This window comes from Peribacillus simplex NBRC 15720 = DSM 1321 (assembly GCF_002243645.1).
Taxonomy (GTDB): domain Bacteria; phylum Bacillota; class Bacilli; order Bacillales; family DSM-1321; genus Peribacillus; species Peribacillus simplex.
The window spans coordinates 5348166-5361251 of sequence record NZ_CP017704.1 but is presented as its reverse complement, the minus strand read 5'-3'; the positions used below and the strand labels follow the sequence as shown (position 1 = coordinate 5361251).

General features: G+C 37.1%; 9 protein-coding genes and 1 pseudogene. 2 read left to right on the top strand and 8 right to left on the bottom strand.

Going from position 1 to position 13086, the window contains the following annotated elements:
• Positions 1-2: 2 nt before the first annotated feature.
• The 5 genes from BS1321_RS25875 to BS1321_RS25855 all read right to left on the bottom strand — a co-directional run bounded on the left by BS1321_RS25875 (position 3) and on the right by BS1321_RS25855 (position 4835).
• A complete protein-coding gene (locus BS1321_RS25875; protein ID WP_063233713.1) occupies positions 3-1157 on the bottom strand; it encodes a betaine/proline/choline family ABC transporter ATP-binding protein in 1155 nt (384 codons plus the stop codon).
• A 201-nt stretch (positions 1158-1358) separates the two neighbouring features.
• On the bottom strand, positions 1359-2534 hold the full coding sequence (locus BS1321_RS25870) for an acyl-CoA dehydrogenase family protein (RefSeq protein ID WP_063233712.1): 1176 nt from the start codon (positions 2532-2534) through the stop codon (positions 1359-1361).
• 563 nt (positions 2535-3097) lie between these two features.
• Positions 3098-3880, bottom strand: a complete 783-nt coding sequence (locus BS1321_RS25865) for a hypothetical protein (protein ID WP_155726475.1) — start codon at positions 3878-3880, stop codon at positions 3098-3100.
• A gap of 24 nt (positions 3881-3904) precedes the next feature.
• On the bottom strand, positions 3905-4366 hold the full coding sequence (locus tag BS1321_RS25860) for a flavodoxin (RefSeq protein WP_063233710.1): 462 nt from the start codon (positions 4364-4366) through the stop codon (positions 3905-3907).
• 70 nt (positions 4367-4436) lie between these two features.
• Positions 4437-4835, bottom strand: coding sequence for a hypothetical protein (locus BS1321_RS25855; protein ID WP_063233709.1), 399 nt, complete (start codon positions 4833-4835; stop codon positions 4437-4439).
• Between the two features lie 932 nt (positions 4836-5767).
• On the opposite strand from BS1321_RS25855, the gene BS1321_RS25845 reads away from it, so the two are divergent.
• Both BS1321_RS25845 and BS1321_RS25840 read left to right on the top strand, forming a co-directional pair.
• Positions 5768-6958 carry an MFS transporter gene (locus BS1321_RS25845; protein ID WP_063233707.1) on the top strand — a complete coding sequence of 397 codons (1191 nt, stop codon included), beginning with the start codon at positions 5768-5770 and terminating at the stop codon, positions 6956-6958.
• Positions 6959-6978: 20 nt separating this feature from the next.
• The gene (locus BS1321_RS25840) at positions 6979-8376 is read left to right on the top strand and encodes a DUF418 domain-containing protein (RefSeq protein WP_326151872.1); all 1398 of its coding nucleotides are present in this window, start codon (positions 6979-6981) and stop codon (positions 8374-8376) included.
• 661 nt (positions 8377-9037) lie between these two features.
• Here the strand turns inward: BS1321_RS25840 and BS1321_RS25835 are convergent.
• The 3 genes and pseudogenes from BS1321_RS25835 to BS1321_RS27720 form a co-directional block, all read right to left on the bottom strand.
• Positions 9038-9352: pseudogene (locus BS1321_RS25835) on the bottom strand (DUF192 domain-containing protein).
• A gap of 1487 nt (positions 9353-10839) precedes the next feature.
• Complete coding sequence (locus tag BS1321_RS25825; RefSeq protein WP_375781405.1) at positions 10840-12570, bottom strand: phospho-sugar mutase; 1731 nt, start codon at positions 12568-12570, stop codon at positions 10840-10842.
• Positions 12571-12829: 259 nt separating this feature from the next.
• The gene (locus tag BS1321_RS27720) at positions 12830-12982 is read right to left on the bottom strand and encodes a hypothetical protein (RefSeq protein WP_155726474.1); all 153 of its coding nucleotides are present in this window, start codon (positions 12980-12982) and stop codon (positions 12830-12832) included.
• Between the last annotated feature and the right edge of the window lie 104 nt (positions 12983-13086).

The following is a 13086-nucleotide window of genomic DNA, read 5'->3' as shown; positions in this document are numbered from 1 at the left end:
TCCTAAATCATTTCTGCCATTTCTGCCACTTGATTTTCTTCCTCTCCCCATATGCTGTCATATACGATGTCGACCAATGTAGCCCTAGTTACAATTCCTACCAAATGTTTATTCTGGTCAACTACTGGCACGTATTTGAAACCTCGTTTTAGAATCTTTTGAACAGAATCGCGGATTAAAGTGTCCTGTTTCACAGAATAGACTTCAGTAATGATGACTTCACTGATAAATTTAGCTTTTTTTCGATATTCACTGATCGTTTCAACATCTACGAACCCTTTCAAAACATTTTGCTCATCCACCACAAGTAAAGAATCGACCCTTTTCTTGCGCATGATCGTAATAGCATCGGTAAGGGATTTTTCCTCTGTAATGGATATTGGATTTCGACTCATGATTTGTTCAACCAACTCAACATTGGGTCTTGTTTGAAGCAAACGATCTTTACCGATGAATTCTTCCACAAACTCATTGGCTGGGTTTCTGAGGATTTCATCCGGTGTTCCCACTTGGACGATTTCACCAGCCTTTAAGATGACGATCCTGTCGGCTAGCTTAATGGCTTCATCCATATCATGGGTAACAAAAACGATTGTTTTATCAAGTGTGCGCTGCAGATTTTTAAATTCCTCCTGAAGGGCATCGCGGGTGATTGGATCTAGTGCGCCAAAAGGTTCATCCATTAAAATGAGTGGAGGATTGGAAGCAAGTGCTCTGAGAACGCCTATCCTTTGTTGTTGCCCGCCGCTCAATTCGTAGGGATACCTTTCCAAGTATTCGGGTCCCATATCGACAAGCTGAAGCAATTCCAGTGCGCGTTCCTTTTTCTTCTGTTCATTCCATTTAAGAAGTTTTGGAACGAGGGTGATATTCTCAAGAATCGTCATGTGAGGGAAAAGTCCGATTTGCTGGATAACGTACCCGATCTGTCTTCTTAGCTCGACTGGATCTTTATCCATAATATTTTCACCATCAATAAGTATCTTGCCTTCAGATGGTTCGATAAGCCGGTTAATCATTTTCATTGTCGTTGTCTTACCACATCCACTCGGACCAATGAAGCAAATGAACTCTCCTTTTTTAATATCCAATGATATATTCTTTACAGCTTTCTTTCCTCCCTTATAGATTTTCGATACATTTTCGATTTTTAACATAACAAGCACCTCCATCATTCGCATACAATTACAAATTTTACAAATATATTAATTTTTTATATGCACAGTCTCTTATACCCATAAGGTGAACTGTATAAACCTTTTTATTTAAAAAACTAGTTCTTTGTAATTATATTGAAAAAATGGTATAAAAAAACCACCTCATTTTAATTGAGGTAGTTGATAGATTTATAAGGTGAATTAAAACCCGATATTTTTAGCAATCAGGTGTTTTACGGTTTCATCTGTCCCTGTAAAGAATGTTGTCAAAGGAATGTTCCGGTGACGCCGTGCAATTTTATCGTCACCCATATTTCCATAACCATCATGTAATTGCATGCACTTATCAGATATTCGCTTAGACATCTCCGTTATCCAATATTTAGCCATAGATACTTCAGTTAAGATATTCTCCCCATTCATATGTTTACAGATTAAACCATCAACAAACGTTCTTCCCAGATGAATATCTGTCGCTATTTCAGCAATGGTAAACTGTGCATTTTTTAATTTACTTATTTTCTTATCAAATGCTTTTCGTTCTTTTATAAAATTCATCGTTAAGTGAAGCATATCTTTCGTTGCCATTAAAGACCTAATCGCACACATTAGTCTTTCCTGCTGCAGTTTTTGCGGGATATATGAAAGACCCTTCCCTTCCTCCCCAAGGAGGTTGCCAACAGGAACTGAAGCATCATCGAAAAATAGTTCGGCTGTGTCTGAGCTTCCAAGTCCTGCTTTACCAAGCTTTCTTCCTCGTGAAAACCCTGGGGTATCTTTATCAATGAGCAGCAAACTGATTCCGTCCTGGGAAGGAACAGCATTAAGATCAGTTTTGCATGCTACTATCATGAAGTCAGCTTTAAAGCCATTTGTGACAAACGTTTTGGCTCCATTCACAATATAATGCCCATCTTTCTTGATGGCTGTGGTTTGTATATCCGCTAATTCCGAACCCATTCCGGGCTCTGTCAATGCAAAGGCAGAAATCATTTCTCCTGTAATGAACTTTGGTAAATATCTTTGTTTTTGATCGATTGTTCCGAATGAGGCAATATAAGGGGCTACAACATCAGAATGAATTGATATTCCTCCTAACATTGATCCAACTATTTCCAATTCTTCTGCCAGCACAACTGAATATCCAAAATCTGCTCCTATCCCACCGAATTCCACATCAAGCCAAGGACATAAAAATCCATGATCTCCAATCTTTTCCCAAAACGAGCAAGGTATCCCCCCCTCTTTTTCCCATTGATCATAAAAAGGGACAGCCTCCTTGGCGAGAAATTCACGAATTGATTGTTTAAATAATAAGTGTTCTTCCGTTAGGAAAGAACGGGAATCATCCTTATTGATTGCCATCGTGCTAACCATGGGTTAACCTCCATTCTCTAATGATTTTGTACTTATAATCACTACCATGATCAAGTTAAATATGTTAGATGTCTTGATGTAAACGATTACAATGTTAAACAGGTAAAATGTTCCACAATATTCATGTTCAACAAAAGTATTGAATTCCCTTTTATAAATCTATTTTTTACCATTTTAAATGATTTGATTATTACTTAACTGCCTTGAATTTGGTTTTCAACTTATATTCTATCGAGGTTATTCTTGGAATATAAATTGTAATAATTAGACAAGACTTCTTTTCACACTCAAATCTCATTGTTTTTTTGCTTAATACAATGGTTATTTAACAGCCTCCGTTAGAGAAATATACCAGCTAATAGCATGTCAATATCTTTCTTTAAAAGGTTCATTTCCCTTATGGTCTACTATTTTAGGCCATGCCCAATAACCCTCCAAAACCTTTTTGGAAGGATTTTTCTCTGATTCAGTTAATTAGGCAAAATCCAAGAACGTTTCTTTTCTCTTTAATAAACGGTAATTCCTAATAATACAGGCAATGATTCCAGGTTTTTTAAACACGATTATTGACTATTAAATCTTTCTTGGTTTATATTAATTCCTTCATCACATCTTTTTTGGTAAGAACAGCTTTTGCAAACTGTTAAGGGATCCGTTTTCAAATACTTTTTGGGTTCTTGTAAAAGATTCTTGATCATGTTGAGGTATTCCAACCCACCAGAAACATCCTTCTTGGTTGGTATAAAAGTTTCTATTTTACCTTCCATAAGCGAGTATATCTCTATTCTTTCCGGTAATTGACCAAATGCCTTTTCACAAAATACCGAAATCATATTATTAAATAAAAGATTCATTTCTTCATGCGTATCAACTAAATACTTCTTTATGATGAGTGAGTTGCCTGACCATTCTGCCACTTCAAAAGTTAAGGAAAGTTCGGTCCCTAACTCATCAATATGCATGTTAAATTTTTCATATAAAAGCAAAGGTGGATATTCAATTTTTTTAGTAGTTAAAAATTGGAGTAAATGGTCTGTAATATTAGCAAGAGCCTTATAATAATGAATCTTTGACTCGAAATGACGTACATCAATGGCACTCCAATGATCATCTATGAACTCCAAAACCTTCTTAGTCGTCTGACTTATTGGAGGAAGTTTATAATATCGACTTACAACTTGATTAACCACAAATTGAACCATCTTCCTCCAATCCGATTGAGTGGTGATTTTTCCTTCTATATGAAAATAGTAAAATTGATAAGGACATCTTATAAAATCTTGTAAATGATAATCAGTTAAAGTAGCGATGGAAATCCGATGTTCCCTGCCGATCATTCCCTTCACCTCTCTCCTCATAAAATTTATATTCTATATTGAAGTGACAAAACTATTCTTTATAAATTCCCTCCCGAAATTTTGGCAGTTTTTAACATCCTCATCATCTGGGGTTAATTCTACTTTTAACCCTTCCAGGACGATAACAGCACCCTGTTCCCTTAATTTTTCTGTCAAAATATCTACGGCTGCACCATATTGTGGGTAAGATGAATCGCAGGAACCAAACACCGCAGCTTTCTTTCCTGTTAGATCAATATGTTCCATTTCCTCATAAAAATCTAAAAAATCATCGGGTAACTCTCCGTCTCCCCACGTATATGCCCCTAATATGATCCCATCGTAATCTTCAAGTATGGAAGCTTCAGGACCATCCATTATATCTATCTTTTCGATACTCACATCACTGATTTCTGTGAGTCCTTCTGCAATGGTATTCGCCATTTCTTCTGTATTTCCACTCATACTGGCAAAAATTATAATGATTTTAGACATGATAAGTTCCCCTTCCAACATCTCGAACGATTTATTGTTTTTATGTTATATGTACATGAAATTGGTTTTCTTAAAAAGCATGTACATCTCCAGAGTTCATTTTATTCTTAATTTTTTGTACGTTGCTCAGTTCATCGGAAAATGAAAGAAATGACTCCCTATCATGTGCATCGAGTGCTTCGTTTACTTTAAAACTCAAATGATTAATTTTTAGGTTCAAATCCAAAATGGAGCAAATGCTGCCCTTGGAATACAGTTCCTCGATATCTTCCACGTGCAAAAAAAACTGAAACTCGTTGTTGACAACGATTAATGTGTGCCATCCTAGGCAATCAATGTACTTCCGTTCGTTTGTAATTGTCCAAACATCTCCTTGGAGAAACTCAATTATATGGTGGTGCGTTTGACCCGGACAGCAGCAGCTTACTTCATGCTGAAATAGTTCTAATATTATAAAATTTTTATCCATAGGTGCTCCTCCTTCACTCACATTCAGTTTTTTGAATTCTTCTTCAATCTTGGCACTTTGTCAATCAGTTCGTTTTTGACAGAGGTACCGTCTATTCGGAATTCATTTTATTAACATGCAGAGAAATAATCGAAATTGATAATCATTTTCAATTAGTATTTTATGTGATAATGATTATCATTGTCAATCTGTTTTAGCTAAATTTTCATATTTTTGTTTTGTTGCCTCGGAAAAATAGGTGCCTAGCTACCGCTGCCAAGTACAAAAAAATACTCTGGAGAATAACTCATCCCAGAGTATTTTTTTACGCTATACAACTATTTTATCGCCTTTATTCCTTACCAGGTTTAAAAGCAGGAAACTGTCCAGCCGCTATATTCCTTAGCATTCTAAAAAGTGCATTCTTTATTCCTTCACTAATTTTCATCCTTGTATTTTCCCATTAATGACAACACACTTCCCATTTGTTTGCTTCTTTATCATCCTTCCATCCTTGATGTATACAGTGTAAGTATTATTGACTTTAGCATCTAATTTTGCTAGGTCTCCCGTTATTGCTATGATATTTTTGACAGCTTCCCTCTTCAGATTATCGATAAGTTTCTTTTTCTATTGTTCCCGTTTTTTTCATCAACCATCAGGATCCCATCCTTCTTGTTTGATTTATGTCTTCTCCCTGATATAGAGTAAATTTTTATTATCTTGTTACCCTTATGCTTTTCCTTATTAATCCGTTTCGAATTCTTTTTTTGTTTTCTAACATAACAGGTTACGGTAAAATTAGTGAATGATTCAGGTACAAGTTTTTTTAGCAGGAAATAATCAACGATAACTATGCAAGGGTTTTCCTCATAAAAATGTTTTATGGTATGATAGTTAGATTGTTTTTCCACCCTGTGACACTTTTACATTCATCTAGGAAAGAGGTATTTATGCACACCACAGAATTAACCAAGCGGCATTGGCTGCTCATCTTAACACTTACTTTATTAACATTTGTTCTCGGGACAAGCGAATTTGTTATCGTCGGGATCTTAACCGATATTTCCTCGAGTCTCCATATTACAAATGCAAAAGCAGGCACACTCGTTTCTGCGTTTGCCATTACGTTTGCCATTGCCACACCACTCGTGATGTCGGCAACAAGCCATTTTCCAAAACGGAAATGGATGTTGTTTTTGATAGGTTCGTTCATCATCCTGAATGCTTTGTGCGTGATTTCGACGACCTATGTCATGCTCCTTGCACTTCGGATGATGACTGCGATTGTAACAGGAGTTTTAATTTCTCTTGCCATGATTGTTGCCAGTGAAAACATGCCAATCGCAAAACGTGGACTTGCTATATCATTCGTTTTCGGTGGTTTTACACTTGCAAACGTGATCGGAGTGCCAATAGGCACTGTCATCGCTGAAAGGTACGACTGGAATGCAACCTTCCTGTTAACGACTTTTCTCGGTGGAATTGCGTTTTTGGCATCTTTCTTCATTTTGCCTACTATGCACAGTCCATTCCGCAGTTCAATGCGTGATCAATTTTCTTTGTTAACACACCCACGAATCTTAATGGCTTTTTTCATTCCATCGCTTGGATTTGGAGCGACGTATGCCGTTTATACGTATCTTGTACCGATCCTGAAAGGAATGGAAGCACCAAGCGGTTCAATCAGTTGGATCTTGTTTGGCTACGGATTTATTTCCATTTTCAGCAACATACTCGCTGGTAAGATTGCCAGCTACAATGCCATCGGACGCCTCCGGTTTGTTTTTCTCGTGCAAGCAGTTGTTCTGATCAGTTTATATTGGACGACAGATAATTTTATCTTTGGGTTGGTTAACATTAGCTTGATGTCATTAATGGCCATCCTTTTAACAACATCTACCCAGCTATATTTGATAGACCTTGCCGGTATTTATCAACCAAAAGCTACAGGACTGGCTGCTTCACTGATGCCAGTGGCAAGCAATGTCGGTATCGCCTTTGGTTCCGCATTAGGCGGAATTGTTTACCATCAGGGAAATTTGATGAGTGTGACATTGGTAGGCGGGCTGATTGCTATCTTGGCAAGTTCTTTAACTTTTCTGAGTCATCGCTTAGACCAGAAACAAAAAAAGGCAGCATAAAAGAAAAGCTACGAACGCCAATGAAAGATGCTTTCTTGCTGCATGGCTTCCCATGGGTTGAAAAAGATCCTAATAAACAGGAATATAGCCTAGGTAAATTAGAGGATGGACGACGCAGTTCATGTCTAAATTCGATATTCTATCCAAGACGAATGACATTCGGGATAAAGATATTAAAAAAACAAGCATTATGTAAAGATTTGAAAAAACCAGGAGTATTTCTCAAAGTCCAAGGAGAAGATCAGTATGTCCATTCCGTTAAACAATATAGCATAACAAATGGAAAAAAACGTGCCGTTTCATTAGATTTAGCAAGAGGTGCCATGTTACTGCTCATTGCCCTCGCACATGCCCCGCTATATTTGTACAACTCTGAACCTGGGATCATGCAAAGGGCGGAAAGTATAAATTTTTTTGATCAAGTCGTGAATCTTTTTGGCATGTTCTTTATTGATAACCGGGCAAGAGCGATGTTTGCCGTAATATTTGGGTATGGTTTAGTACTCTCATTCGAAAGTCAAATCTCTAAAGGTAAAAGGAAAAAAGTTGCCTTAAAAACGATACAACGGCGTTCCTGGTATTTGATTTTATTTGGGATCATGTTAGCGGTGTTCATCGGTGGTCAAGACATTTTAATGGCATACGGTTTAGCAGGGCTGCTCGTTAGTTGGCTATTAACACGTGAGATCAAAGCACTAATACGAACGTTAACTATTATTACATTATTATATTGTCTTTTTACCCCTATAATATGGGGCTTCAACATGCAAGAAATCGGAAGTTATGGTTTTGCTCCAGAGGTTTCAGCCACAGACACATACCTAAGCATAACCATGATATCCATGCTTTCTTTCCCTATCATTCCTATCATGATTCATTTAATGTTCCCGATTCTTCCTTCCGTTTTGGCTGGAATGTGGATTGCTAGATATCAGGTATTAACAAAACCTGAACAGCATGTAAGAACACTTTATTTCATAACTATTATTGGGTTGACTGTCTCATTCCTAGGAGCGTTACCTCTATCCTTTATAGGGAGCGTGTGGCACCCTGGGTTCTTTATTGCAGGTTTAATATCCGGACTGCACATGTTAACAGGGATCCCAGGAGGACTAGCCTATGCGGCGATTTTTGGATGGATTGGGGCAAGGTTAAAAAATCCTGGGTACATGAGCCATTCTTTAATGGCTTTAGGGAAACGTTCATTAACTTTCTATGTTTGGAATGAGGCAATGCTTGTGTTATTTCTATCACCAGTAGCACTTGATTTAGGTGGGCGTGTGAGTAACGGTATAGCTGCTATGATGGCTGTAGGAATTTGGTCCCTTTCTGTCGTTTTGGCCACTTTATTAGAAAAAAATAATCTGAATGGTCCATTGGAAATTTTATTGAGGCAATTAGTATATAAACATCAATAATCAAAAAGAAAACCGGGCGTTTGAGTACGGTTTTCTTTTATTTTTAAGAAGGCCTTTTTGAATTCTTCTACTTCTTTATATTGAAATATTAAAATTGCAGTACCTCATTTAGATGATATTTTCATATATCGCAATAGATTTTTTGGAGAAATTTCTCCACTACTCCGATTAAATTTAATAATCATCCTGTCAAAACTTCTTTTGAAATCAGAACTGAGGAAATGCATATGGCTTGGCATAATTTAAAAACCTCATGAATTATGGTACGGTTCCACCACTAAAAGGCATAGGTATAGCCTTTGTTAGGAACGGAGAAATAAAAGTTAATATAACAAATATCCACAAAACAAATTGCTTTATATAAACACCTCTTACAATTATTTTGGTTATTTTACCCTCCTTGTGATCTAATATGAATCGATCACCCTTCAATAAACCTGCCTCTCTAGTTGCATAAAAAAAGAGCTGCTGAACAGCTCCCGGTAATGAAGTAAAACATCTTTTTCAGTTTAAGTAAAACTCTTCACAATCTTCCTAGCATCATTAACATACATACCCTTTTTAAAAATTCACCTCCAAGAACTAGAGATGCGGATATGAATTCAATTAAACTTTATATAGTCCCCTTCTTTGATTTGATTCTTTTCAAACCATCCAAGATTCACTTCAATTGCATAATAATAAAAAATTCCTGGATCATACGTAGGGAATAATCCTCTATACAAGGCTCCATATCAAGTATTTTTAGAATTACCCCATATGAATCAAGAAAAGCGATAGATAAAGGAATAAATGTGTTTTTCATCCAAAATCAACCATATATTTCTTCTAAAAACACAAATAACATCCCCTCATTTTCGGGTAATTTCCCAACAAACATCAAGCCCTTTTCTCTTTTTCTTTGAGTATCTGCAAGTTGAACAGTTAATCTAGTTACCTTGTTTCCACTGATTATTTTTATCACTTTTGTTTTCATTCTTTCATGTTCACTCACCTTCGCAGGGAATAGACGTTTTTTCGAAAAAAAGAAAATTTCAATCTCATGAACTTCTTTTTAAAAGACATCAACTTTCTTTCCCTGCTTATAAAGAATAAAAAGGAAGAAAGTTGGTGGTGAAACGAATACAGATGAAAAAAATAACTAAGCAAGCTCCATTTAGCTTCTAATACTTTATTCCATGGCTTTTAAATTTAATACTCTGTTTTCAATAATCACAGCAACTGTATATAAAAGCACAGGTGTTTTTTGGAGCCTTTCATGAACTAAATGAAGAAATGGAATTTTTGGTTATTAACGCAAAACATATTGCCTCTGGAAGTATTAGTTGCCATCGGTGTTGAAGCAAAGCTTTCTCGCTGATTGAAATCAGCGAGAATTGCGTGAGCCTGTTCCATATTGCAGAAGTATTATTGAAGTACGAGCTAGAGAGCATAATCAAATTAAAAATGTACTTAAAGGTACAAAAATCAAATTAGGCAATTTCGTATATGAGATTAATGGCGTTTCATTAAAGGACATGCCTCATGTGACCACAGCACCTTGTTATACCGCATTCCTATTACGCATATAAACAAAGTCCTCTTTTCCACTGATGCAGGGTTCACTTAATTTCCAGCCGAGGTAATTATTCCAACCATATAGGACGCTAACGTTATCCATTTAATGGGCCTATGAGGTTTGAGAAATGGTTATAAAGGAATAAAGTACTACTTTTAGTTGTTTCCCCCTCTTCTTCTGTAATGAATTAAGCAAAACCTGCTTTCCGAATAGCACCTCGAAGGGTTGAGTAACGGATACTCCAGCTCTTTAAATAATTTCGGCAAGTCCCCTGGAAAGTGTTAGAGACACCGTAAGGAACCAATTCGAGGTTCCACGCTATATAAAATATATCTTTATAACATTACTATGCCATAGTTAACATAGGCTGTTTTTTTGTTTGAATGTTCGATTATGTATGATGTTAAATGTACGTGTTTTTACATTTTAAGATTTCATCTTTTAAGTCACTTTTCAAGGCTTGTCTCATTGGGAAATGCCTCAACATGAACGCCGATGAGAATCCTTAAAAAAATCCTCCCTATTTAGCACCTTTCATAAGGTCCATCCTAGGGCCTGTACAACTGTACTACGTAACCTCATACGGTATCAGCAAGGCTACTATCATAGGGGGATTTTGTGGATTGGAATAGTATATTATATGCTCTATATTCCAATTAGTGTCGAATAGTCATACATATCCGCATAAGCCCCCTATCCCCTACCCATGTTTGGATATACTCTATTCAGCCACTAAGGGCTAAAGACGACCTACTTGAAATCTTGATTTCTAAGAAGGGTATTTATGACTCCGGAAGGCTGGATGCTAGATTTAGAATTGACAGACAAAAAAAGGTCAGCATTTCTTTACATAATGAATGCTGACCCTAGTTTTTTACGAAGATCCTCAGAATGAGAGTCATTCTTTAAAGCATATTATTGATTCTTCTCATAAAGTCTTTCATAACGGCGGATAATTTCCCTTTAGCTTCCTTCATCGAGCTTCCTTGAACACCGAAATAAAATTTAATTTTAGGTTCTGTTCCCGAAGGTCGTAAACATACCCATGTCCCATCTTCAAGAAAGTATTTTAATACGTTCGACTTTGGGAGCTTGATGTCTTCTTCCCTATTTGTCCCAAACATGTATTTTTTACTGCTTAGATAATCCTCTTGAACCACTACTTGATGACCAGAGATTTGATCTGGTGGATTTTCCCGGAATTCATTGAGAATCGCTTGAATTTGCTTCGCACCTTCCATTCCTTTTAAAGTCAACGATCGTAAATCTTCCAAGTAATATCCATATTTATCGAATACATCCAGTAAACCTTCGTACATCGTTTTACCTTGCTTTTTGTAATAGGCACAGACTTCCACTGCCAGAATAGTAGCCTGTATGGCATCCTTATCACGAGCAAAATCTTTGATTAGATATCCATAGCTTTCTTCATAGCCAAACAGGAAAGAATGTTCTCCACTTGTGTGGTATTCATTGATTTTTTCAGCAATGAATTTAAATCCAGTTAAAACATCTACGGCTTTTAAACCATTTTGCTCAGAAATCGCCCGTCCTATTTCTGAAGTTACGATGGTCTTTAATACGACTCCGTTTTCAGGAAGGGTCCCTTTCTTTTGTTTTTGTGAAATTAAATAATCTAAAAAGAGAGCTCCTGTTTGGTTGCCTGTTAATACGACATAATCTCCAGCATTATTCTTCACGCTAATTCCGAGCCTATCCGCATCCGGATCGGTGGCAATCAATAAATCAGCATCGACACGGTTTCCTAGCGCGATGGCCAATTCAAAAGCAGCATGTTCCTCTGGATTAGGCACTTTAACAGTAGGAAAGTTAGCATCGGGCATTTCCTGTTCTTTAACAATATGGACATTTCGATATCCTAGATCATGCAAAGCACGTTTTACTGATTTATTAGCTGTACCATGGAGCGGTGTAAACACAAGCTTTACATCGATTTCATCTGCTAACTTTGGATCTTCCGGAATAGTGAGCAAATGCTCATTATAAGCAGTATCCAGCTCCTCCCCAATGATTTGAATGAGCCCTCTGTCCTTTAGGATTTCTTCTTCCTCCACTACAATCGAAAGCTCACTTTCAATCGCGTTCACGTAATTAATGACTTGATCCGCCGCTTCGGGAGGTAGCTGTGCCCCGTCTGATCCGTACACTTTATACCCATTATATTCAGGCGGATTATGGCTTGCTGTAATGACGATACCGGCAAAGGCACTTAGCTTACGTACGGAAAAAGAGAGCTGTGGGGTAGGCCGTAATTCATCAAATAAATAAGCTTTAATTCCCTTTGTTGCCAAAGCCTTGGCTGCTTCCAATGCAAATTCGGGAGACTTATGTCTTGAATCGTAAGCAATTACGACTCCTCTGGATTTTGCCTCGTTTCCAAACGATTGAATATACTCAGCAAGTCCTACAGTCGCTTTTCGCACGGTATAAATGTTCATCCTATTCGTACCTGGACCAATTTCCCCTCGCATACCACCCGTCCCGAATTCCAAATTTTTATAAAAGGCGTCTTCCAAAACTATCTCATCATCCTTCATTTCTTCAAGCATTAAACGCATTTCATTATCTAAATTTCTGTAACTTGTCCAAATAGTATATACAGACTTCCAGTCCAAGAAAAAACAGCTCCTTTCAGCCTCTAGTTTTGCTTCGTTTGGCACGTCTTAGCTCTTTACCCTTAGTAAACATTGTAGGCAATCAATTGAGTATGGGGTCGATCTAAAAGCCATCGTTCCTAAAGTATCCAATACGAAATCATTTTTAGTTTCCTGTGTAGTACTCCATCATGCAACGGAGTTGTAGAATCGCCTAATATCCTCCCTCCCAAAGTAGGTTGGTTCATTCATATTCCCAACCATTACTTTGGTAAGAGCGTCATTTATTCTTTGGAAGAAGATCGAAAATACGGCTGGTTTCGAAAAATTCAATTGCGAAATCTTGAATAATTATATCGGGATCCATATCTTCTGGCAGCTGATTGATTGGAAAGAATTGTACGGCACTTCCTTCTTTAACATCAGGTTTCAAGGTCCCTTCGATAATTATTCTCCTAACTCCATAAGTTCCCCTGTTAAAATGACTGGCCTTTTTCCCACAAGCTTGCGTAAATCTTCAATATAGCCCATGTCACT

What these genes read in the sequence shown, in the direction of transcription:
- BS1321_RS25875 (WP_063233713.1), bottom strand. Translation starts at nt 1,157, where the DNA reads ATGTTAAAAATCGAAAATGTATCGAAAATCTATAAGGGAGGAAAGAAA.
- BS1321_RS25870 (WP_063233712.1), bottom strand. Translation starts at nt 2,534, where the DNA reads ATGGTTAGCACGATGGCAATCAATAAGGATGATTCCCGTTCTTTCCTA.
- BS1321_RS25860 (WP_063233710.1), bottom strand. Translation starts at nt 4,366, where the DNA reads ATGTCTAAAATCATTATAATTTTTGCCAGTATGAGTGGAAATACAGAA.
- BS1321_RS25855 (WP_063233709.1), bottom strand. Translation starts at nt 4,835, where the DNA reads ATGGATAAAAATTTTATAATATTAGAACTATTTCAGCATGAAGTAAGC.
- BS1321_RS25845 (WP_063233707.1), top strand. Translation starts at nt 5,768, where the DNA reads ATGCACACCACAGAATTAACCAAGCGGCATTGGCTGCTCATCTTAACA.
- BS1321_RS25840 (WP_326151872.1), top strand. Translation starts at nt 6,979, where the DNA reads ATGAAAGATGCTTTCTTGCTGCATGGCTTCCCATGGGTTGAAAAAGAT.